The sequence below is a fragment of the Novosphingobium silvae genome, from assembly GCF_009856825.1.
GTDB classification, from domain to species: domain Bacteria; phylum Pseudomonadota; class Alphaproteobacteria; order Sphingomonadales; family Sphingomonadaceae; genus Novosphingobium; species Novosphingobium silvae.
On sequence record NZ_WVTD01000001.1, the window covers coordinates 443,682 to 465,606 of the forward strand.

Genomic DNA, 21,925 nt, shown 5'->3' on the forward strand with positions numbered 1-21,925 from the left:
ATGCTCAGGAAACTGCTCATCGTATTCGCCAGCGGCGTCGTTCTCTCCATCGTCGCGTTCAGCGCGGCATGGGCCATCGGCGGCGACCGCTTTACCGCCGAGATGGACGCAAACCACAGCTGGACCTGGACCTTCGACGACGAAGACGGGAACGGGGACGACGCCAAGTCCAACGGACCGGCCGCCACGCGCACTTTCGCCATCCAGTCGGGTAGCCAGCTGGCGATGGAAATCCCGGTGGAACTGGAGTTCACCCGGGGCGACAAGGCCGAGATGACGGTCAGCGGCCCGGCACGCATTCTCGACAGGCTCGTGTGGGAAGACGGTCGCCTCTCGCTCAAGGGGTCGGGGAACATGCGCCGGGGCCTCAAGGTTCGGATCACCGCCCCCGAGATCGCGGGCCTCGACCTTGACGCACCGGGCGACGTCAGGATGACCGGCCTTCAGCAGGAAAGCCTGCGCCTCAACTCACGCGGGGCCATCGATCTCGAAGCGTCGGGCAAGGTGGACCGCATGTTCGTGACCGCCGACGGCGCGGGCAGCATCGACCTCGGCAAGGTCGAGGGCCGCGACGCCACCGTGCGGATCGACGGCGTGGGCGACGTGACCTTGGGTGCGACCGGCACTGTCGACGTCGAGATCAACGGCGCGGGCAACGTCACGCTGGTCCGCAAGCCGGCAACGCTGCGAAGCCAGATGAACGGCATCGGCGACATCGACCACGATTACTGAATCTTGCCATAGCGAATACAGGCAAAGGCCGCGCTGCCACCGGGCAGCGCGGCCTTTCTGCTGTCAGGCGCGCGCCGCCCGCCTGCTCAATGCACCGGCGGGTCGACCGGCGGCACCGTGGCGACGGGAGAGACGGGCTCCTCCGGGCTGCGGGGGGGCAGCGCATTCTCGGGTATCCGGTCGATCTGCATGGCCGGGGTGGGCACCTGCTCCAGGTTGCGGGCGGTCACTTTCACCTCGTCGCCATCGATCACGATCTCGTTGAAGCTGGGGGGGGTGGAGCGGATGCGCAGCGACAGCGTGCCCGCGCCGATCATGCGCAGCGGGCCCGCCGGGGTCTGCTGCACCATGTCGAACGGATCGTGGACATGCCCGGTCATGATGCCCATGACCTTGCGGCCGGCAAGAACTTCCATCGTTCGTGTTCCGTTGATCGTCAGCAGCTTGCCGTCGGCCCGGCGCTCCGTCAGCGGATGATGCGCCGCGACAAGCACGCGGGTGCCTGCAGGCAGCGCGTCGATCGCCTCGAGCGTGTGGCCAAGAGCGCGCTCCGTGACCCAGCCGTTCGACCAGGGAAAGCGCTGCCACTGCGCCCGGGTGGTGGTGCGAAGCGGGACGATCGCCAAGTTGGGCAGGTCAAGCTGCGTCTCCACCAGCTTCTCGATCGCCTTGAACCGCGCGTAGGGAGCGAAGAACCGGGCGTAGAGATTGAAGTAGGGGATGTCGTGGTTGCCCACTTCCACCGTGACGGGCACGTCCAGTGCCTGGATCCATTCGCAGGCGGCGCGGAACTCGGGATGGCGGGCACGCATCGTCAGGTCGCCGGTGATCGCGACGGCGTGCGGCCGCTCGCGCTCGATGCAGTCTTTCACCCAGTCCAGCGCGCGGCGGTCCTCCAGCCCGAAATGGATGTCGCTGAGGTGGAACAGCCGCAAGGGGCCGCCCGAAGGCGATCCGCTGGGCATCGAGCCGACCGTGGCGTGCATTATCCGTCAAACTCCTTCGTCGTCACCAGGTCGACCTCGCAGGGACCCAGTTCGAATGTCTCTTCGACCGCGCCCTCGAAAGGCTCGCCGTCGATCAGCAGTCCCATCGGCTGACCGGCCGGGCAGACAAGGCGCACGGTCTTGTGCAGGCCCAGTTCGTCGTGCGGCCCGTCACGGAAATCGCGGTTGAGGAGGGCGATGCCCTGCCCGGCATAGTCCGCGAGCGATTCCGCATAGTAGCCGTTCGCTTCCAGCCCATCGTCCGTGGGAACCACCGTGATCGCGGCATAGCCGTCCTCGCGTCCGCAGTCGACATCGGCGCAGACCACTTTCGGCCCGCTAGTCGACTGGCTGATCGCCTCACGCGTGGAAGTGACGAATTCCACTATGTTGACCGCACGCATCGCCTCGCGAACTTCGTTCCAGACCGTGCCCGGCCCGGCCAGAGCCCCGGTGAGACCGATGCCGTGGCGCGAATGGATGACCTGCGGGCGCGCCGTGGCGAGCGGCATCCGGCCCAGTTTCAGGACGATCTCGGGCGCGGGAACGTCGCCGTGGAGGCGCTTGGCGAGCATGTTCATGGTGCCGCCCGGCAGCACCAGCAGCGCGCCGCGCCAGCCCCATGCCGAAGTTACGACCGAGTGCGTGGTCCCGTCTCCCCCGAACACGCTGAGGATATCGACGCCTGCCGCATCGAGCTCCTGCGGATCGGGCGCGGGATCGTCGGGGAAGCGCAGGATCCGCTCGAGCGCGAAACCCGCCTGCGCGAAAGCCTCCTTGAGGGCTTCCACCGCCGCGATATCGTTGCTGCCGCTCGCCTCGTTGCAGACAAGCCAGACTTTCGCGCGCGGGGCGCCGGGATCACCGTTCGCATGTGCCATGCCGCCAGAAGCCCCGGGCAGGCACAAGGGTTCCCGCCGCCGCTGCGTTGATGGCCGCAGCGGCCCGGCCCGTTCCGCTTCCCCGCTCCCGAGCGCCTTCGATCTCAGAGCCGCCCGGGCACTTGCGCGATCATCGGATGGCCGCTTTCGATCACCGCCTCGCTCGCGGCGAAGTTGAGGACGCCGAAACAGAGTACCGGGATCGACGAGATCGTCGCCGCTCAGGTCTATGGAGCCGAGCGCGACAGTACCGGTTCGCCGAATCGGCAACGCCGGCCGCTTGCGCAACTATGCGATTCGCCTCCCTCTACTGGGCACCGCCTGTCGTTCGTCGGGCCGTAATGTCGTTCGTCCGCCCGGCTATGCCTTCGTCGGCACGCCACTGCGGCCAATCGACCTGCGCGTGAACGCCGCCGGGAACGGGTGCACATCACACTCATCGAGCCGGACGGAGAAACTCTTCCCCAAGGCTCAAACCTGAGGAGGAAAGCATCATGTTCAAGACCACCGTATTCGTCGCCGCCGCTGTCTGCACCGTCGGTCTGTTCTCCGCTCCGGCCAGCTTCGCCGCACCGCTCACCTCGAGCCGGGAAGTGCGCTACAACGACCTCGATCTTGCCACTGCCGGCGGCCAGGAGCAGCTGCAAAGCCGCATCCGCAAGGCAGCCCGCACCGTCTGCTCCTCGCGGCCCAGCACCGGCACGCGCCTTGAGCCGGTCGACCGGGTCTGCTTCGCTCAGGCGATGTCGCAGGTGCGCGAACAGGTCGCCAGCGCTATCGAGAAGTCGGACGATACCCGCCTCGGCGGCTGAGGCGCCCGCCCCTTTTTCATCCAGGTCCCAAAAGAGAAAAGACCCGGAAAAAACACTGGCGGGCCCTCGCGGTCCGCCAATTTTTTGTGGGCCGTGCCCCGTCATCGATGCCCAGGGGTGCGCGCAGGTCCGCCTTACCCGCGCCCCGCCATCTTCTTCACGGCGGGAAGATACGTGCGCCCGATGCGCAGCGCCTGCCCGTCCGCTGTCTCCGCCGACCAGACGCCGAGCCCCTCGTGGCGCAGGCCCGTGACGTGGTTTCGCTGCAGGATGCAGCTGCGGTGGATGCGGATGAAGCGCTCGGGATCGAGCCGCTCCTCCAGGCTGGTGATGGTCTGGAGCAGGAGATAGCTCTGCCCTCCCGCGCCCTGCCCCGCGCCCTGCCCCGCCCCATGCCCCCCTACGTGCAACCGCACATAGTCGCGCTCCGCATCGATGCGGTGCACTTCGGTAGCGGCAACGCGCACCAGTTCGGAACGGTGCGGCACCCAGAACTCCTCGAGCCAGCGGCTGGCCTGCGGCTGCGAGCGCTCGCCCCGGCGCGAGATCACGCGCGCGACGGCGCGCTGCAGCCGGTCGGGCGCGACGGGCTTGAGCACATAGTCCACCGCATCGAGATCGAACGCCTCCACGGCGAACTCGTCATGCGCGGTGACGAAGATGACGGCGGGAGCGCCTGGTTGCCCCCCCAGCTTGCGCGCAACGGCAAGCCCGTCGGTCTCCGGCATCGTCAGGTCGAGCAGCACGAGATCGGGCCCGAGCGCTTCGATCAGGCGCAACGCCGCCTGCCCATCGCTTGCCGTGCCGATCACCGAAATGCCCTCGATCCGCGCGCAGATGACCTGCATGCGCTCCACCGCCAGCGGCTCGTCGTCGACGATGAGCGTGCGGAGCGGAGCGGAGGGCGCCGTGCCTTCCGGATCAGCCACGGGTGGGCTCCAGTTCGCCGGTTTCCAGCGGCATGCGCAGGATCGTCGCGAAGCCGCCCTCGTCGCGCGGGCCGTAGCTGATCGTCGCTGCGCTGCCATAACGCGCGCGCAGCCGGTCGCGCACATTGACGAGGCCGATCCCGCAGCCTTCCGCCTTCCTTCCAACTGCGCTTTCGCTCTCGCCCGGGCCGTCGTCGTGCACGGCGATCACCAGCTGCCCGCCTTCGCGCCGCGCCTCGATCGCGATGGTGACCGGTCGCTGCGTGGCGGCGACCGCATACTTCACTGAGTTCTCGACAAGCGGCTGCAGGATCATGCCGGGGACTTTCGCATCGAGAGCGGCCTCGTCAACATCGATGTTGGCCCGCAATCGATTGGGAAAGCGAACCGCCTCGATCGCGAAGTAAAGCCGCTGCAGTTCGATCTCGTCCGCGAGCGAGATGTCGTTGGTGGTGTCGCCCGTCAGCGTGCGGCGGTAGAAGGTGGATAGCGTCTGGATCATCTCCTCCGCATCGTCCTGCCGCCCGGTCATCACCAGCGCCGAAAGCGAGTTGAGCGTGTTGAACAGGAAGTGCGGATTGACCTGGTAGCGCAGCGAGCGAAGTTCCGCCGCCTCGGCCGCGCGGCGGTATTCGCCTTCGCGTCTTTCCGCCGCGCGGGCCTCCTCCGCCTTGGCCAGCGCGAAGTAGAGCGCGACCCAGGCAAGGACGAGGAAATATCGTCCGAATGCGGTGTCGGCGATGGATGCCCAATGCTCCAGCCCCTCGCCCAGCATCGATCCGGTATGGATGGTGATCGACGAATCGGACCTGTCCTCTCCTTGCGGTTCGGGCGACTGCGCGGGAGGAACAGGGACCGGAGGCGGCGCGGGCACGGCAGGCGCGGGTTCGCTCGAAGCGCCTTCCGGGGCAGACTGCGGAGGAGCCGGCGGGGCGGGCGGCGCAGGCGGCTGGCCCATCTTGGGAAGATCGACGAGGATGTTGCCCGCCTCGTCGCGCGAGATGCGCACGTTGCCTGCCTTGATCGCGGCGGCATCGTGCTCATCCCCGTAGCCGGCGACTTCCACGTCGCGAAAGATCACCCCGTTGACGAGGCTGAGCGCCAGCGAAAGCGGCAGCGCGCCGATCAGAACGATGGCAAAGCGCATCGGGCCCGACTTGCGGTCGAGAAGCTGGAGCAGCGGCCACACCGCCGCCATGACCAGCATCGAGACGATGCAGATCGTCAGCCGCCGCGAGACGATCGGCCAGCCAAGGTCTATCCCCATGACCACGCCTCGCAGCGTCGCCACGATGAAGTAGCAGGCCCACAGGGCAGCGAGCGACAGAAGGACGAGCCGCGCCGGAACGCGCGGAGTGGATGCGACGGTTGCCATTATGCCCCGGGATAGCGCGAAAGCCGCCTTTCACGCCAGTTCCCCGATCGGCAGCAGTAAGCGGTTCGTCGAGCAGGGCACAAAAATGTTCCATGTGGAACATCCCGCACGAGGCTATGCCCGTATGGCAACGGCAATGTTCCATGTGGAACATCGGCTCTCCCCGTCGGGGCGGCTCCGCTGCTGTCTTTGGTGATACCGACGCACGAAGGCCCCGCTCATCCCGCTCCTGGAAAGAGAAGGACAGGCGGGGCCCGTCAGCCCCGAAGGCGCAGTCGCCACCGGGCAAGGCGTCGGCGGATCAGTCCGCCAGCAGGTGCTCCTCGGCAATCTTCGCCTTCCACACCGGCGGGGCCAGCGTGTGGACGTTGTTGCCCTCGCTGTCGACCGCCACGGTCACCGGCATGTCCTGCACGGTGAACTCGTAGATCGCTTCCATGCCGAGGTCCTCGAAGCCGACGATCCTGGCTTCCTTGATGGCCCGCGCCACGAGGTAGGCCGCACCGCCGACCGCCATCAGGTATGCCGACTTGTGCCGGGCGATCGAGGCGGTCGCCGCCGGGCCGCGCTCGGACTTGCCGATGCTGGCGAGAAGGCCGAGGTCGAGCATGGTGTCGGAGAACTTGTCCATGCGCGTCGCGGTGGTGGGGCCCGCCGGGCCGACGACTTCCTCGCGCACCGGGTCGACCGGCCCGACATAGTAGATCACGCGCCCGCGGAAATCGACGGGCAGTTCCTCGCCGCGCGCCAACATGTCGGCGATGCGCTTGTGCGCCGCGTCGCGCCCGGTCAGCATCTTGCCGTTGAGCAGCAGCCGGTCGCCCTGCTTCCAGCTCTGCACTTCCTGGGCCGTCAGCGTGTCGAGGTTGACCTTTTTGGCTTCCTTGCTCGGCTTCCACTCCACCTGCGGCCACTCGTCGAGGTTCGGGGTCTCGAGATAGCTCGGGCCCGAGCCGTCCAGCGTGAAGTGCGCGTGCCGGGTGGCGGCGCAGTTCGGAATCATCGCGACCGGCTTGCCCGCGGCATGGCACGGCCAGTCCAGGATCTTGACGTCGAGGATGGTGGCAAGCCCGCCAAGCCCCTGCGCGCCGATACCGAGCGCGTTGACCTTGTCGAAGATCTCGATGCGGAGCGCCTCGATGTCGTTTTGAGGCCCGCGCGCCTTGAGCTGGGCCATGTCGATCGGCTCCATCAGGCTCTGCTTGGCGAGCTTGACGCAGTGTTCGGCGGTGCCGCCGATGCCGATGCCCAGCATGCCGGGCGGGCACCAGCCCGCGCCCATCTGCGGCAGCATCTCGATCACCCAGTCGACGATGGAATCGCTGGGGTTCATCATCTTGAACTTCGACTTGTTCTCCGAGCCGCCGCCCTTGGCCGCGACGTCCACCGAGATCTTCGAGCCCGGCACCATGCTGACCGACAGGACGCAAGGAGTGTTGTCCCTGGTGTTGCGGCGCGTGAAGGCGGGATCGGCCAGCACCGAGGCGCGCAGGCGGTTCTCGGGATGGTTGTAGGCGCGGCGCACGCCGTCATCGACGACATCCTGGAGCGAGCGGTCGCTCTCCAGACGGCAGTTCTGGCCCCACTCGATGAAGACGTTGACGATGCCGGTGTCCTGGCAGATCGGGCGATGGCCCTCGGCGCACATCCGGCTGTTGGTGAGTATCTGCGCGATGGCGTCGCGGGCGGCGGGGCCCTGCTCCGCCTCGTAGGCATCGCCCAGCGCGCGGATGTAGTCCATCGGGTGATAGTAGCTGATGTACTGAAGTGCATCGGCTACGGACTCGATCAGGTCCTCTTCGCGGATGGTGACCATATCTGTCATGGAATTGGCTCCGGTTTTTTCTGGTCCGTTCTGGCGGATCACGTGACTTTTGGCGGTGCCATAGGCCGCAGGGGCGCTATCGTCAAAGTGCTTGAATTGATCGACCGGCGTATACGCAAATGGCTTGGCGTGCCCGGCCGCTTCGCCTAGAAGGCAGCCCATAAATGCCGCCTTCGCCAGCCGGACAGCGGCTGCTTGCGAACGAGTGAGGGAACTGCACCTGATGACCTTGACCGAGGATCGGTCGGCGCCTGCCGGCTTCAATACCACCGGCGCCATCTCCGAGGCGCGCCGCGCCATGATCACCAGCCAGTTGCGCACCAGCGGCGTGAACGAGCCCTGGGTGCTCGAGGCGATGGGCGGCATTGCCCGTGAAGACTACGTTCCGGCCGCCATGCGCGATGCCGCCTATATCGACCGTGCGATCCCGCTCGGCGATGGCCGCTTCCTTGCAGCGCCGATCGTCCATGGCCGCATGCTGGCCGAAGCCGCGCCCAATGCGACCGACAAGGTGCTGCTCGTGGGCGATTCCATCGGCTACCTTGCAGCGCTGCTGCGCCCGCTGGCGGGCAGCGTCGATGTCGTCGCGCCCGGCGATGCGGCGGCGGAAGGCGAAGGCGGGTATTCGCTGATCGTCATCGACGGCGCCATCGAAGTCCTGCCCGAAGCGCTGTGCGCGCGCCTCGTCGAAGGCGGCCGCCTGGTGACGGGCCAGGTGTCGCGCGGCGTCACACGCCTTGCAGTCGGCACCAAGGCCGCGGGCGTCGTCTCGCTGCTTCCGCTTGCCGAAATGGGCATTCCGGTCCTTCCCGAACTCGCAGCGCCCAAACGCTGGAGCTTCTGAGCATGGCCCGGTTCGCGAAGCGTGCCGGGCTGCTTGCGGGGGGATGTCTGATACTGATGGCGGCGGGCGCACCTGCGCAGGCCGAAACCCTTCGCGATGCGCTGATCTCGGCCTACCAGACCAATCCGACGCTCGAGGCCGCCCGCGCGCAGCAGCGTGCCAACGACGAGAACGTGCCGATCGCGCGCGCGGCGGGGCTGCCCTCCGCAAGCGCGCAGGGCACTTTCACCGAATACCTGAAGCAGAGCGAGAACTCGTTCAACGCCCCCTCGCGCGTGTTCACCGCCGGGGCGGACCTGGGCGTGCCGATCTATTCGGGCGGCGGCGTCAAGAACCGCATCAAGGCCGCCAAGATCCGCGTGGAAGCCGGGCAGGCCGATCTTCGCGGCTCCGAAAGCACGCTGTTCTCGCAAGTCGTCGCGGCCTATATGGACGTGATCCGCACCGAGGCGATCGTCGGACTTAACCGCAAGAACGTCAGCGTCCTGCAGACCAACCTCGAGGCGACGGGCGATCGGTTCGAGATCGGCAATCTCACCCGCACCGACGTGGCGCAATCGCAGTCGCGCCTGGCCGTGGCGCAGAGCGACCTGCTCACCGCCGAATCCAACCTCGCTTCGGCGCGCGAGACCTACATCCGGCTGATCGGCACGGTGCCCGGCGTGCTGGAAGCGCCGCCGCCGCTGCCCAATCTTCCCGGCAGCGCCGACGAGGCCGCCACCATCGCGCTCGATTCCAACCCCGACCTCATCGGCGCGCGCGAGAGGGCGCGGGCCGCCGAGAAGGACATCGACGTCGCCGGCGCGAGCCGCCTGCCCACAGTCCGCCTGTTCGGGCAGGGGTCGTACAACAATTACTTCAACACGCTGGCACGCGGGGTGCCGAGTTCGGGCGTCTCGCAAAGCGACAGCGCCGCGCAGGCGGGTGCCCAGCTTTCGATCCCGATCTTCCAGGGCGGCCTTCCCGCCGCGCAGCGCCGCCAGGCGCAGGCTACCGCCTCGGCCGCGCTCGAACAGGAAATCGCCACCGAGCGCGACATCATCGCGCAAGTGCGCTCCGCCTATACCTCGTGGATTGCTTCCAACGACCTCATCCGCTCCTCGCAGGTGGCGGTGGACGCCGCCGCGCTCAGCCTCGAGGGCGTGCGGGCCGAGAACTCGGTAGGGCGGCGCACCATCCTCGACATCCTCGATGCCGAGAACGAACTGCTGAACGCACAGGTCACGCTCGTCACGGCCCGCCGCAACGCCTATGTCGCCGGCTTCTCGGTGCTGGCGGCGATGGGCCGCGCCGAAGCGCGCGATCTGAACCTGGAAGGCGGCACGCTCTACGACCCGGAAGTCAATTACGAGCGCGTGCGCGGCAAGGTGCTGGACTGGGACGACGATCCGGCGCCGGTGGCACGCTCCACCCGCACCACGGGAACGCCGGCGCAGAACGGCTCGATCCCCGAGGCGCAGGAACCCTGAGCCTACAAACCGCCTGAGCCTACAAACCGCTTGCACAGCCATCGGTGCCAAGGTTAATCCCGCGGTTCCGATATTCGGGCACCAACGGGGAACAGTGCAGATGCGTCAGAACGGCGAACCTTCGGTCGAGGAGATCCTCCAGTCGATCAAGCAGGTCATCGCGCGCGACGCCCGTGTAGATGCCGCGCCCGCCGCCCGGCCGCGCCACGATCCGTTTGCCGCCGCGCCTGAGGAAAGCGGGGAGGACGACGTGCTGGAACTGTCCGAGACCGCGCAGATCCCCGCCACCCCGTCCGAAACGGCGGAGGACGAGCCCGCGCTCGTCCATGCACAGGCCCGCAATTCCATGCGCGAATCGCTGGCGGCGCTCGCCATGCTGTCCGAACCGGGTGCGCAGCCGCAGATCGTCCGCTCGGGCGAGACCTCGCTCGAAGGGCTGACCCGCGAGCTTCTGCGTCCCGCCCTTGCCGAGTGGCTGGACCGCAACCTGCCCCCGATGGTGGAGCGCCTCGTCGCCGCCGAGATCGCCCGCATCGTCGGCAAGAAGACCTGACCGCACAAGCAGGGTTCAAGGAGAGGGGTGGACCGGGGCGGTCGCGCTCCCTACCTTTCGTGCCATGCCAAGGCCCGATCCCGCGCTGCTGCAACCGCAGCGCTATCCCTTCTCGTCCGACATCGAAATGCGCTTCGGCGATCTCGACGTCAACATGCACATCAACAACGTCGCCATCGCGGGCTACTTCGAGGACAGCCGCGTGCGCTTCCATCACGCCTGCGGCTACCGCGACGGGCTTGCCGGCCTGGCCTCGATGATCGCGAGCATCGCCATCGAATACCTTGGCGAGGCGCACTATCCCGAGCCCGTGACGGTGCACTGCGCGCTGGAGGACACCGGCCGCACCAGCCATCGCCTCGTCCAGCTCGCCATGCAGGAGGGCCGGCTTGTCGCTTTCGCTCGCAGCACCATGGTGGCGGTGGGCAAGGACGGGCCGGCGCCCCTGCCGCGGGAATTCGCCCGGCAGGCGGACCGGTGGAGGCTGCGGCCATGAGCGGGGATCATCCCGCCGGGCGAGACCTGCGCAAGGCCGAGGAAGCCTTCGCCAAGACCGGCAGCGACAGCGTGGAGCGCCACATCTTCATCTGCGCCGAGCCGCAGAAAGGCGAATGCTGCTCACCTTCCGAAGGGCAAGCCGCGTGGAAGTACCTGAAGAAGCGGCTGAAGCAGCTAGGGCTCGACGGCCCGCGAACGGCCACAGGTGGCGGGGTTGCGCGGACCAAGGCGGATTGCCTGCGCATCTGCCACGCAGGCCCCGTCGCGGTCGTCTGGCCGGACGGCGTGTGGTACCATTCCTGCACCGAGGACGTGCTGGAAGCGATCATCCAGGAGCACCTGATCGGCGGCACGCCGGTGGAGCGCTACCGCCTGAGGCGTCCGGCCTGAACGGCCCCGCGCACCCTGGATAGCGCCAGTGCTACGGATGGAATCGCCAGCCTCCGCGCGGGCTTCAGCCCTTCTCCTCGTCGTGCGGCTCTGACATGACCTCGTCGTGCCCGCTGCCGCTGGAGAGGAAAACCAGCCCCATCAGCGCGGATGCCAGCAGCATCGTGAAGCCGACGCCCAGCGCGGTCGCGATGTAGAAGTGGATCGAGACCATGCCGTTCGAACGGTAGAGCAGAAGCAGCGAGCCGATCACCAGCCCCACCGTCACCGTCAGCATCCAGCGCATGACGCGCAGGTAGCGCGCCCAAGCATGGGCGGCCTTCTCCGGATCGTCGAGAGGGGAACGCGGTATCATGCCGCCTATCTGGGCCCGCCTGGCCCTGCCCGCAAGCAAATCCGGGGTGCCCGCAGGCAAATCCGGCGCGGCTTGCATCGGGTCATGCCCCAAGTGGCACCCCGCCCGGCCATGTGGTATCCTCGCCCACGGGCAGACCGCAAGAGACAGGCCCTCAACCGGGAGAACAGGATCATGACCATAGGTCGCATCATCGAAGGCCGTGCCGATATCGTCACCTGCGACGTCTCCACCACCGTGCGCGATGCGGTGGCCCTGCTGGCCGACCGGCGCATCGGCGCGGTCCCGGTGATGGAGGACGGCGAGATCGCGGGCATCTTCTCCGAACGCGACGTGATCTACCGCCTGCACGAAATGGGCGCGCAGGTGCTGGACATGCCGCTGGGCCACATTATGACCGCCTCGCCGGTGACGGTGGAGCCGGAGACTTCGGTCATGGCGGCGCTCTCGCTCATGACCCGGCGGCGCATCCGCCACCTGCCGGTGGTTTCGGGCGGGCGCATGGTCTCGTTCGTCTCGATCGGGGATCTGGTGAAATACCGGATCGACAAGATCGAATCGGAAGCCGCGGCGATGCGGGACTATATCCAGGCCGTGTGAGGACCCGCGCCGCCTGCCGGGTGGCGCATCGAGCGCGCTCGTGAAGCCTCGGAACTTGCCCCCCGGGCACCGCGCGCCTACATCGGCGGCATGGACCAGAACAGCCTGACACTCAGCCCCTCGGCCGCCGCGCGGGTCGCCGCCATCGCGAGCAAGCAGGGCAAGCCCGCCATCCTGCGCCTGGCGGTGGAAGGTGGCGGCTGCTCGGGCTTCCAGTACCGGTTCGGCCTGGCCGACGCACCCGAGGACGAGGACAGCGTGACGGAGACCGACGGCGTCAGGCTGGTGGTCGATCCCGTCAGCCTCGACCTTGTTTCGGGCTGCGTGGTGGACTTCGTGGAATCGCTGGGAGGCGCGGCCTTCAAGGTCGAGAACCCCAATGCGGCGGCGGGTTGCGGCTGCGGGTCCAGCTTCTCGGTATGAAGATCTCCACGTTCAACATAAACGGGGTGAAGGCACGCCTTCCCCGCCTGCTGGAATGGCTGGAGGAAACGCGCCCTGCGGTCGCCTGCCTGCAGGAGATCAAGACGCAGGACGAAGGCTTCCCCATCGCCGAGTTCGAGAAGCTGGGCTACCGGGGCATCTGGCACGGCCAGAAGGGCTTCAACGGCGTCGCCATTCTGGCCGACGGCGAAATGCCCGTCGAAGTCCAGCGCGGGCTTGAGGGCGAGCCTGAGGACGAACATTCCCGCTACCTCGAGGCGGACGTGATGGGGGTGCGCGTCGTGTGCATCTACCTGCCCAACGGCAATCCCGTGCCCGGCCCCAAGTACGACTACAAGCTGCGCTGGATGGAGCGCCTGCGCAGGCGCATGAACGCGATCCTGGCCGAGGAAGTGCCAGCGATCGTCACCGGCGACTACAACGTCATTCCCACCGACCGCGACGTGTGGTCCCCCCCTGCCATGGCAGCGGATGCGCTCATGCAGACCGGTTCGCGTGACGCCTATTCCCGCCTGCTGGGCGATGGCTGGACCGACGCGCTCGCCACGCACAATCCGCGCGGCGGAGTATGGACCTTCTGGGACTATCAGGCTGGTGCATGGCAGCGCGACCATGGTTTCCGCATCGACCATTCGCTGCTCTCGCCGGAACTGGCCGATCGCCTGGTCTCCTGCGGCGTCGACAAGGTGCACAGGGGCCGCGAAAAGGCCAGCGACCATGCTCCCGTCTGGGTCGAACTGAGCCGCTGAAGCGCGGCTGGCGGCGCGGGGCCGGCGCGGCGTCAGGCGGGCTCCATGCCGCCGACAGCCACCGCCGGGCGGCGCGGCCGCGGCGGGCGAGGCCGCACGAACCACTGCTCCACAAGGTTCCAGCTCGCCACGCCGGCCATGAGCGAAAGCGCCAGGCACGCAACGACATAGACCGCGAAGGGCAGTCCCAGGCTTGCCTTCACCATCTGCTGGATGGGGAAGCCATAAAGATAGGCGCCGTAGGAGAAATCTCCGAAGCGCGCCGCGTCCGGCAGGTTCACGGCGCGGCTGTAGGCAAGGTAGAATACCGCGTAGGCGGCCGCGAAAGGGAACAGGATGTCGAAGGCGACACGGCCCTGCGGCCCTGCGCCTGCGCCTGCCTGCGCGGCGGCAATCAGGGCGGCAAGGAGGCCCGCCAGCAGCAGCGGGCTGCGCGGTATGGCCTTGCCATAGACCTGCGCCAGCAGGCCGATGAGAAAGCACGGCGCCAGCGAAAACCAGGCATAGGGCCAGCCGAACACCGCTTCGATGATCCCGCCGCCGGGCTGCTTTCCGGCAATGTCGAGGAGGGCCTTGCCGGCGATCACGCCCAGCAACACGGCCAGCACGGTCCAGGGGCGGCGGATCAGTCCCGCGATGCCCAGCACCGCGACGCCGACGTAGCACCATGCCTCGTAGCGGATGCTCCAGAGCGCGCCGTTCACCGCCTGCCCGGGATTGCCGGCAAAGGCGTCGGCGCCGGGAACCTCGCCGTGGAGCGTCAGCGCATGCCATGCCCATTGCACCACCGCTCCCGGAGTGACGAGGCTCCAGCCCGCGCTGGCATAGGCGGGCACGACGATGAACGTGCAGACCGCCGTCGCCACGATAAAGCCCGGGTAGATGCGCTTCACCCGCTTGGCGAAATAGTCTGCCCGGCTGCGGCTGGCGATCCAGCTTTGCGCGATCAGGAAGCCGCTGATGATGAAGAACACCCGCACGCCCACGCTACCGGCGTTGTAGAGCCCGCCCAGCAGCAGCGACACGGGCTCGTTCTCTTCCGTTCCCCAATAGAGCGCGAAGCAGTGCGACCAGATCACCGCCATCGCCATGGCGAGCCGGATCGCGTTGAAGTGATTGCGGCGCACTTCCCCCGGCTCGGTGGGGACCAGCTTGGCCGGCGGGAAAAGTGAAGGTCTCACGGCAGCTCCGGGCTTGGATGTAAGTCGGTGTGGAGAATATCAGCCCCGCCCACTTCTCATCATCGCGGCAAAGCGGATGGCAGATTGCGGGCGGAGAAATCGGGAGGGGCGCGCCGGTGCGTTCCACGTGGAACAAGCCGTCAGGTGCCCCGGCGGATGCACTCTCCCGGGTCCGCCCGGGCGAAGGCGGTGCAGTCCCACCGCAGCGTCTCCGCTCCCCGGCGCCGGGTGAAGACGAAGGCGATCGTATCGACCGAACTGCCCGGCATCGGCAGGGCGCGGGGCGTGCGGGCGCTATCGGTCCAGCCGATGAAGCGGCAGTCCGCCAGCCCGGCGCAGCGGCGTTCGGCAAGCGCCGGGAAGCTCTCCGCCCCGGCGCCGGGTGGCAGGGTCGCCAGGAAGACGCCGGCAGTCGCAGTGACCGGCTTCGCCAGCGACAGCGACGCGGCAGGCATTGGAGATGGCGCCGGGGCGGGCACGACCGTCTCGGGCGGCGGACTGCTGCCCGCGCCCGCTCCACCGGGCAGGTCGCGATGGAATGCCGAGAGGCGGGCGAGCGCCGGAATGCGCGGCTCGCTGCCGGGATAGGGCTTGTCGAACGTCTGCCAACCGCGCCAGCGGTAGAACAGGTGCGTGCGCACGGCCGCGATCTTGTCCATCGAGCGGTCCCACGCGGGGCTGACCCAGTCGGTGTGGTAGTGCGTGGCAAGGCCAACCGTGGGCTCCACCTGCCCCTGCAGCATGGCGGCGGCGGTGCGGCGCGCCTCCTCCCAGGCTTCGGCCGAAGGATCGCGCCGGGCCAGCGCGCCATCGCAGGTAAAGGTGAACTGGCAGCCAGTGGAGCGCTCCGCTCCCTGGAACACGACGCCGCACACCGTTGCGGGGAAGGCGCGGTGGCGCACCCGGTTGAGCACCACCTGCGCCACGGCGCGCTGGTCGCTCGCGCCCCGACCCGCTTCGTAATACTGCGCTGCGGCCAGGCAATCGACGGCGCGGGCAAGGTCCTGCGCCTGAGCCGAAGGGAAGAACGGCAGTGCAGGCACCAGCGGCCCGCGCGCCAGCGGAACGGCCGCGTTCAGGGCCAGCGCGAGCTTCCCCTCGGCGCTTTCACGCGGGTCCATCGCGCCCGGCCCAACCGGCAGCCCCATGGCAAGGTGGGGCCCGGCAGCAAAGGGCCCGGCGAGCGCTGCCGCTTGCGGTGCCACCCCGACCAGCGGATCGGCAGCCGGCACTGTCGCTCCCAGCACGAACCACAAGGCTCCGCCCGCCATGGCCTTCCCGGCCCCAAGCAGGCGATCTGCGGCGTTCATGGCTGTGGCTGCACCGGCAAGGACCGTCTCCCAATCGAGCCGCCCTTGTCCCATGCGCACGGGCACGCGTGCATCCGGGCGATCCCGCTCCCACGCGCCACAGGCCAAATCTCATACGGGAAACACGCAATGCAAAGCACCGCAAGCGCCCCGCATAATGGCCCGATGCATAATCGCCCGACAATCGAGAACCCGGAACAGGTGCTGCCCGGCCCCCTGGCGTTCCTGCGCGACGAGTGGAGCGATGCGGCCCGCGCAGCCCCCTTCATCGACGCGCGCAGGGCCCGCGTTTCCCATCCGGTTGCGGGCGAACGGATGGCCGTCGCCTACCTCAGCAACGTCTATCCCAAGATCAGCCACAGCTTCATCCGCACCGAGATCGCCGCGCTGGAGCGGCGCGGGATCGCGGTGGAGCGGCTGACCATCCGCCGCACCGGCGACCTCGCTCCGGACGACCGGGCCGAGGCGCAGCGGACGAGCGCGATCCTCGAACGGCCGTTCGCCCTCGTCTCCGCCGTGACGGGGCAGGTATGCACCCGGCCGCGTGCAGCGCTGGGCGCGCTGGCTCTGGCATGGCGGGGCAGGCAAGCAGGGCGCGGCGGGATCGCGGGCTGCGTGCGCGCGCTCGCCTACTTCGCGGAAGGCGCGCTGGTCGCCCGGCACTGCGAGCGGCGCGGGATCGGCCATGTCCATGCGCACTTCGGCACCAACCCGGCCACGGTCGTCCGCCTCGCCGCGCGAATGGCCCCCCTCACCTACAGCTTCACCGCGCATGGCCCCGACGAATTCGATGCGCCGCGCGCGCTCGATCTTGCCGGGAAGATCGCCGAGGCCGCGTTCGTCGTGGGCGTGTCGAGCTTCGGGCGCTCGCAGCTGATGCGATGGTCGCACCCGGACCACTGGCCGCGCATCCACGTGGTCCACTGCACGCCCGATCCGCTGTTCCTGCACCGGGGAGAGACGCCGGGGAAAGTCGCGGAAAGGGATACCGTCCGCTTCCTGTGCGTGGCCCGCCTCAGCGCGCAGAAAGGGCTGCCCTTGCTGCTGGAGGCGATCGCACGTGTCGCCTCGCGGCGGCCGGTGCTGCTCGACATCGTGGGCGACGGCGAGGACCGCGCGATCATCGAGGCCCATATCGAGCGGCTGCGACTTGGCGAGGTGGTGAAGCTGCGCGGCTGGGCCTCGCCCGAGACAATCCGCGAAGCGCTGGGCGGGGTTCGCGCGCTGGTGCTTCCCAGCTTTGCAGAGGGCCTGCCGGTCGTGCTCATGGAAGCGATGGCCATGCGCGTACCCGCGATCGCTACCGCCATCGCCGGCATCCCCGAACTGGTGGACGCATCGGTCGGCTGGCTGGTGCCCGCAGGCTCCGTCGCGGCGCTGGAGGAAGCCATGGATGCCGCGCTCGACGCCTGGCCCGAGGAACTCGCCGCCATGGGCGAGCGCGCCCGGCTGCGCGTTGGCGAGCGGCACGATCCCACCCGGAGCGGAGCGCTGCTCGCCGCGCTGCTGGAGCCGCTGGCAGAACGCCGGGCGGGCCGGCGAACAGGGCGACGCTAAGCCGCCCGCTCCCCCGTCCCGCTTCGTCAGAGGCTGGCCGAGGGGATCATCCTCAGCACCGGCGAAAGCTCCTGCCGCCAGTTGGCGGCGCGGCGCTGGCGCTCGGGCAGCGTGCTTGCGAGGCGGACCGCATCGGCGCGGTCCATCCCGGTGCGCTCGCACAGGAACGGATGGCGGGGCGGATTGGCGAAATAGCTGTAGAACACCGCTGCCCGGTCGCGCGCGGTGGCAGGCTTGCCGCGGTGGAAGAAGCGCGCGGTGTCGCAGAACACCACGGTGCCACGCCTGCCGGTGCAGCTCACCACGTCGTCCGCGAAGTCCGCGCCAAGCCGCCGCGCCAGTTCGGCATCGTCGGCCAGCTCGTAGTCGTACCCTTCGTGGTCGCTCTGCACCGTGTCGTGCCGCGCAATGGCCTCGAACGGCCCGCCCTCGGCATCGACGTCATGAACATAGAGCGCGACCTTCAGCATGCGCCGGTCTTCCCAGTCGCGGTGCCACTTGCGGGTGGAGACCTCGCGTCCATCCGCCACGGTATAGTTGATCGCCACCCCGTCATAGGCGACGGGTAGGCCGATATAGGCTTCCGCGATGTCGAGCAGCCGGTCCTGCAGCCCCCAATGGAAGATCGCGGGATTGCGCACGATCTCGGCCGGTGGGACGATGATGAACTGCTGCCCGGCCTGCGAGAGCGCCCGCGCTTCGGGCGCGAAGGCCTGTGCCAGGCTGTTGGCGAGATCCAGGACGGCGAGCGACTGCAGCCCCAGGCCAAGCGCGTCGAGCGAGGTGACGCACACGCCGTTGCGGTCCAGCGCCTGGACGATCCCGGCGGCCACCTCGTCCGTGTCGGGCAGGCGGGGCGCGTGGCGGTCCACGGCGGCGGCATGGCGCTGGCCCAGCCAGCGGCGCACGTGCCGCTGGTTGAAGGCCTTGAGCGCGGTGCGGGCCGGCAGGTCGCGCAGCCACCGCGCCCGCTTTTCGGAAATCAGGGCTGGCATGGGTTCTCTCCGGTCGCGGCGATCAGGCCGGCGCGACGTTCTTTGTCGCGGCCTGGTAGTAGTCGTAGCCCTCGCGGCGGCGAGGGAGCGTGATCGACCGGTTGAGGATCGATCCGATGACCGGCGTCGGGCTCACCACCCGCACGATCTCCTGGAGGCCGCGCTTGCTGGAGCGGCCTTCCTCGGCCACCACGATCACGCCGTCGACGGCCTGCGCGATGAGCAGCAGGTCGTCGCTGAGGATGGCGGGCGGGGTATCGACGATGCAGATCGCGCCGCTCTCGCTAGCGCGGTCGAGCGCGAGCGGCAGGGCCGGCGAGGCGAGCAGGCTCTCGGCCCCCGCCCGCTGCCGCCGCACCCGATGGATCGCAAGGTCCACCCCCTCGAAGCGCATCTCGGTCGCGCCCCAGGGGCACTCGCCGGAGAGGAAATCGTCCACCCCCAGGGCGTCGGCGGGCAGCCCCAGCCGCTCCCCCAGCGAAGGACGGCGAAGGTCGAGCTCCACCAGCACCGCCGGGTGCACGCGCGCAAGCACCGCGGCAAGGTTGGCGGCGATGTGGGTCTTTCCGTTCCCCGGCTCGGCCGAGGTGATCGCGAAGCGGCGGTGCCCGCTGCTGCGTGCATGATCGAGAAGCGCCGAGCGCGCCATCATCAGTGGCTGGATCGCATCGCTCATCGCCCCGAAGCCAGCGATCCCGTTGGCGGCAAGGTGCTGGGGATCAGGCTCCAGCGTCACGCCAAGGGCGGGCATCAGCTCTATTCGGCCCTGCGGCCGGCCTTGCTGAAAGAATTGCATCTCGGCGTTCATCGGCCTGCTCCCGTGATCGAGGGTGTTCCTCCGCCAAGGCCTGGCAGCCAGGCGCCGGCGGGAGTGGTGCTGGTGGTGCCCAGCGTTCCAAGGATCGGCGCGCGGACGGCGCGGCGCAGGCTCTCGGCGCCATGGATGATCCCGGCGAACAGTTCCCGCCCGACCACCAGCGCAAGGCCGAGGAAGAAGCCCGCCGCGATCCCCTGCAGCAGCACCATCCAGCGCGGTGAGCCTAGCGGATGGAGCGGCAGGTTCGGCGGATCCACCACGGTGAAACGCTCGCCCTTGTCCTCCGACTGGAGATTGGCGGCGACTTGCGCTTCCAGCTGCTTGTCGCGCAGCGATTCGTACTGGCGCTTGATGTTGTCGTAGTCGCGGCCGATCTGGTTGAGTTCGTAGGCGGACTGCGGCGCCATGGCGATGCGCCGGTCGAGTTCGCCCAGCGTGCCGACCAGTTCCGCCCGGCGCGAGGCCAGAGTGGCGATGCGCTCCCGGCTGGCGGCGATCTCGGCCTGGATCAGCATCGTGCTGCTGGCGGGCTGGCGGCTGAGCGAGGCCTTCTGCCGCTCGACCTCGGCCCGGGCGGCGATGACATCGGGGAACTTCTCCGAATGGGTGGCGAGCAGGCGGGCGAGCCGTTCCTCGGCGCGGTGCAGGTTCTCCGCCCCGGCGGGAGGACTGCGCTCCAGTTCCTGCTGACGCGCGGCAAGGAGGCCGCTCTGCTGGACGAGGCCCTGCGTTTCGGCATCCGTGCGCGAGATTTCGGCCCGCAGCGCCGAGCTGGACTGCGAACTCAGCGAAACGTCGCTCGGCAGGGAGCCTGCATACCGGGCTTCCACGCCGCGGCGGCGCGCGTCGAGTTCGGCAAGCTGGCGGCGCATCTCCCCCGAACGCTGCGCAAGGAAGGCGGCGGTCCCGCTCGCCTGCTCGGTGCGGAAGCGCTTGTCCTCGACGATGAACATCCGGGTCAGCTGCTCGGTCACCGCGCGGGCCTTCTGCGCGTCGCTGTAGTCGAACGAGAGGTTGAAGGCGATCGTCCCGCCGCCCCGGCCCTGGTTCTGGTTGGCCGCCACCAGATTGACGCCCACAGCGCCGCGCATCAGGTCGAGGAGCTTGGGCTCCTCTATGCCGGCCCGTTCCTCGGGGTAGAGGCCGTTACGGTCGATCAGCCCGGTCAGGCTGTCGCGGCTGACGATCTGCTGGCGGATCTTGGCGATCCGCTCGTCGGCGATGTCGGTCAGCGGAGAAGCGACGAGGTTCGTGGGGATCTGCGGCGAATCGATCAGCAGCGTCGCCGTGGAGCGATAGACCGGCTCGCGCGTGGCGATCACCGCCACGCCTGCGACAGCCCCCAGCACGGTGGGTGCGATCAGCCAGCGCCAGCGCCGTCGCAGCATGTTCAGGACTTCCGCGGGGTGAAGCGCAAAGCCTTCGGGCTCGGGGCGCATCCCTGCGTGATGAAGCCGCCCGGATGGAGAGATCGTGCTGTTCATAGGCTGGGTATCCGGAAAGTGGCGCCGATCCTGGCGGTCCAGGAATCGAGGCTCTGGCTGGCGATGCCGGTGCGGCGGTCGTAGTCCGCGCCGAGCTGGAGCTTCACGTACTTGCCGATCTGGCGCTGGAAGCGGGCGGACGCGCGCATGACTTCCGGGTCGGTCATCTGGCCGACCCCGGGCATGGACCGGTAGTCCGCCTCGAGGCTGAATTCGGCGCGCGGCATGAGCCGCAGGTCGAAGCGCGCGTTCAGCGACTTTTCGCGCCGGATGCCCTCGAAGCTGGTGACCGTGGGGGCGAGCCGCCCGGTGACGCACAGGCGGAAGCGGCGCGGATCGTAGCAGATCGAGCCGAGGGCGCTGAATTGCCCCGAACCGCCGCTGCGGGGGCGACCGGGATAGCCTTGCGAGATCGTGGCGAGGCCGAGCGAGATGTCGGCGGTGAGGCCCTTTGCCAGCCGCGCCCCGCCCTTCACCCGGACAGTGGCCGCGCGCGAGTTGCTGCCGTCCGCCGTGTCGCTGAAGGTCGCCTGGCTTTCAAGGCCGATCCAGGTGAAGCGTGCCAGGCGGCGCTCGCCGCTCAGCACCAGAGTGACGGCATCGGTCCGCGAAAGGAGAAGCGATCCTTGCGGAGCGATGCGGCTCCACATGGCCATGCCGGTAACGGTCGTCTGCCTGTCCGGCCGCCAGCGCACGTCCTGATCGACGACGTAGCGTTCCTGCAGGCTGACCGGGTCGATGGCGGCATCGATGCTGGCGACCATGCCCTCCAGCGGGAGATACCGCTCGTAGGATGCACCGGTCCGCGTCGAGAGGTGCTCGTCGCTGCGGTGGTCGAAATCGGCGCGGGCGTTGCCAAGCACGAAGGAGCCGAACCTGCGATCGTACTTGCGATAGGCCACGCGCCCGTCGAGCGCGAGGGTGCTGGCATGGTCGACATCGATCGTGGCCGCGCCCCGCGCGCCCATCTCTCCCGCCGTGGTGATCGCATCGTCCCCGGGCAGCAGGAACGGGTTTCGTCCGGTGACCACGGTCATGTCGAATTCGATGTAAGGCGCCTCCTGCGCCGCCGCCGGAGCGGAGGCCCAGACGGCAGGAGCAAGCACGACCGGTGCAAGGATGGCTCGGGCCAGAACGGC

23 protein-coding genes are annotated in these 21,925 nt (G+C 68.6%); 11 read left to right on the forward strand and 12 right to left on the reverse strand.

Translation table 11 applies throughout. The annotated features are described in order from the left end of the window. Positions 1-732: a GIN domain-containing protein gene (locus tag GR702_RS02170; RefSeq protein WP_160984288.1), complete on the forward strand. Its 732-nt coding sequence runs from the start codon at positions 1-3 to the stop codon at positions 730-732. Positions 733-818: 86 nt separating this feature from the next. Here GR702_RS02170 and GR702_RS02175 read toward each other — a convergent pair whose 3' ends face one another. Next, positions 819-1,718 (reverse strand): metallophosphoesterase family protein, encoded by a 900-nt coding sequence (locus GR702_RS02175; protein WP_202407988.1) that lies wholly within the window; start codon positions 1,716-1,718, stop codon positions 819-821. Beyond that, the gene (locus GR702_RS02180) at positions 1,718-2,599 is read right to left on the reverse strand and encodes a diacylglycerol kinase family protein (protein WP_160984289.1); all 882 of its coding nucleotides are present in this window, start codon (positions 2,597-2,599) and stop codon (positions 1,718-1,720) included. Before GR702_RS02180 ends, GR702_RS02175 begins: the two co-directional genes overlap by 1 nt. A gap of 494 nt (positions 2,600-3,093) precedes the next feature. On the opposite strand from GR702_RS02180, the gene GR702_RS02185 reads away from it, so the two are divergent. Next, positions 3,094-3,411 (forward strand): UrcA family protein, encoded by a 318-nt coding sequence (locus tag GR702_RS02185; RefSeq protein ID WP_160984290.1) that lies wholly within the window; start codon positions 3,094-3,096, stop codon positions 3,409-3,411. A 134-nt stretch (positions 3,412-3,545) separates the two neighbouring features. On the opposite strand, the gene GR702_RS02190 is transcribed toward GR702_RS02185, so the two are convergent. From GR702_RS02190 to GR702_RS02200, 3 genes are all read right to left on the reverse strand, one after another. Beyond that, on the reverse strand, positions 3,546-4,340 hold the full coding sequence (locus GR702_RS02190) for a LytR/AlgR family response regulator transcription factor (protein ID WP_337192499.1): 795 nt from the start codon (positions 4,338-4,340) through the stop codon (positions 3,546-3,548). Then, positions 4,333-5,715, reverse strand: coding sequence for a sensor histidine kinase (locus GR702_RS02195; protein ID WP_160984292.1), 1,383 nt, complete (start codon positions 5,713-5,715; stop codon positions 4,333-4,335). The genes GR702_RS02190 and GR702_RS02195 overlap by 8 nt, the downstream gene beginning before the upstream one ends. Before the next feature lie 301 nt (positions 5,716-6,016). Next, on the reverse strand, positions 6,017-7,540 hold the full coding sequence (locus tag GR702_RS02200; RefSeq protein ID WP_160984293.1) for a fumarate hydratase: 1,524 nt from the start codon (positions 7,538-7,540) through the stop codon (positions 6,017-6,019). 223 nt (positions 7,541-7,763) lie between these two features. Between GR702_RS02200 and GR702_RS02205 the strand changes: the two genes are divergently transcribed. The 5 genes from GR702_RS02205 to GR702_RS02225 all read left to right on the forward strand — a co-directional run bounded on the left by GR702_RS02205 (position 7,764) and on the right by GR702_RS02225 (position 11,294). Further along, positions 7,764-8,384, forward strand: coding sequence for a protein-L-isoaspartate O-methyltransferase family protein (locus tag GR702_RS02205; RefSeq protein ID WP_160984294.1), 621 nt, complete (start codon positions 7,764-7,766; stop codon positions 8,382-8,384). 2 nt (positions 8,385-8,386) lie between these two features. Further along, entirely contained in the window at positions 8,387-9,853 is a 1,467-nt protein-coding gene (locus GR702_RS02210; RefSeq protein ID WP_160984295.1) for a TolC family outer membrane protein, read from the forward strand. A gap of 100 nt (positions 9,854-9,953) precedes the next feature. Then, entirely contained in the window at positions 9,954-10,406 is a 453-nt protein-coding gene (locus GR702_RS02215) for a DUF2497 domain-containing protein (protein WP_160984296.1), read from the forward strand. A 64-nt stretch (positions 10,407-10,470) separates the two neighbouring features. After that, positions 10,471-10,902 (forward strand): acyl-CoA thioesterase, encoded by a 432-nt coding sequence (locus GR702_RS02220; protein WP_160984297.1) that lies wholly within the window; start codon positions 10,471-10,473, stop codon positions 10,900-10,902. After that, positions 10,899-11,294, forward strand: coding sequence for a (2Fe-2S) ferredoxin domain-containing protein (locus tag GR702_RS02225; protein ID WP_160984298.1), 396 nt, complete (start codon positions 10,899-10,901; stop codon positions 11,292-11,294). Before GR702_RS02220 ends, GR702_RS02225 begins: the two co-directional genes overlap by 4 nt. A 64-nt stretch (positions 11,295-11,358) precedes the next feature. On the opposite strand, the gene GR702_RS02230 is transcribed toward GR702_RS02225, so the two are convergent. Beyond that, positions 11,359-11,649: a hypothetical protein gene (locus tag GR702_RS02230; protein WP_160984299.1), complete on the reverse strand. Its 291-nt coding sequence runs from the start codon at positions 11,647-11,649 to the stop codon at positions 11,359-11,361. A gap of 174 nt (positions 11,650-11,823) precedes the next feature. Here GR702_RS02230 and GR702_RS02235 point away from each other — a divergent pair, with 174 nt between their 5' ends. The 3 genes from GR702_RS02235 to xth all read left to right on the forward strand — a co-directional run bounded on the left by GR702_RS02235 (position 11,824) and on the right by xth (position 13,442). Further along, entirely contained in the window at positions 11,824-12,249 is a 426-nt protein-coding gene (locus GR702_RS02235) for a CBS domain-containing protein (protein WP_160984300.1), read from the forward strand. 90 nt (positions 12,250-12,339) lie between these two features. Beyond that, on the forward strand, positions 12,340-12,672 hold the full coding sequence (locus GR702_RS02240; protein ID WP_160984301.1) for a HesB/IscA family protein: 333 nt from the start codon (positions 12,340-12,342) through the stop codon (positions 12,670-12,672). Then, positions 12,669-13,442 (forward strand): exodeoxyribonuclease III, encoded by a 774-nt coding sequence (xth, locus tag GR702_RS02245; RefSeq protein ID WP_160984302.1) that lies wholly within the window; start codon positions 12,669-12,671, stop codon positions 13,440-13,442. Before GR702_RS02240 ends, xth begins: the two co-directional genes overlap by 4 nt. A gap of 32 nt (positions 13,443-13,474) precedes the next feature. Here the strand turns inward: xth and GR702_RS02250 are convergent, their stop codons facing one another. Next, the gene (locus GR702_RS02250; protein ID WP_337192500.1) at positions 13,475-14,623 is read right to left on the reverse strand and encodes an acyltransferase family protein; all 1,149 of its coding nucleotides are present in this window, start codon (positions 14,621-14,623) and stop codon (positions 13,475-13,477) included. Between the two features lie 140 nt (positions 14,624-14,763). Next, positions 14,764-15,999 (reverse strand): cell wall hydrolase, encoded by a 1,236-nt coding sequence (locus tag GR702_RS02255; RefSeq protein WP_337192501.1) that lies wholly within the window; start codon positions 15,997-15,999, stop codon positions 14,764-14,766. A 63-nt stretch (positions 16,000-16,062) separates the two neighbouring features. On the opposite strand from GR702_RS02255, the gene GR702_RS02260 reads away from it, so the two are divergent. Beyond that, complete coding sequence (locus GR702_RS02260) at positions 16,063-17,490, forward strand: glycosyltransferase family 4 protein (RefSeq protein ID WP_237449497.1); 1,428 nt, start codon at positions 16,063-16,065, stop codon at positions 17,488-17,490. 26 nt (positions 17,491-17,516) lie between these two features. Here GR702_RS02260 and GR702_RS02265 read toward each other — a convergent pair whose 3' ends face one another. Genes GR702_RS02265 through GR702_RS02280 form a run of 4 tightly spaced genes read right to left on the reverse strand, consistent with a single transcriptional unit; the run spans position 17,517 to position 21,892 of the window. Next, positions 17,517-18,485 (reverse strand): phytanoyl-CoA dioxygenase family protein, encoded by a 969-nt coding sequence (locus tag GR702_RS02265; protein ID WP_160984303.1) that lies wholly within the window; start codon positions 18,483-18,485, stop codon positions 17,517-17,519. Between the two features lie 22 nt (positions 18,486-18,507). Further along, entirely contained in the window at positions 18,508-19,293 is a 786-nt protein-coding gene (locus GR702_RS02270) for a CpsD/CapB family tyrosine-protein kinase (RefSeq protein ID WP_160984304.1), read from the reverse strand. Then, positions 19,290-20,786 carry a GumC family protein gene (locus GR702_RS02275; protein ID WP_160984305.1) on the reverse strand — a complete coding sequence of 499 codons (1,497 nt, stop codon included), beginning with the start codon at positions 20,784-20,786 and terminating at the stop codon, positions 19,290-19,292. The genes GR702_RS02270 and GR702_RS02275 overlap by 4 nt, the downstream gene beginning before the upstream one ends. Further along, positions 20,783-21,892: a hypothetical protein gene (locus tag GR702_RS02280; RefSeq protein ID WP_237449498.1), complete on the reverse strand. Its 1,110-nt coding sequence runs from the start codon at positions 21,890-21,892 to the stop codon at positions 20,783-20,785. Before GR702_RS02280 ends, GR702_RS02275 begins: the two co-directional genes overlap by 4 nt. Positions 21,893-21,925: the final 33 nt, after the last annotated feature.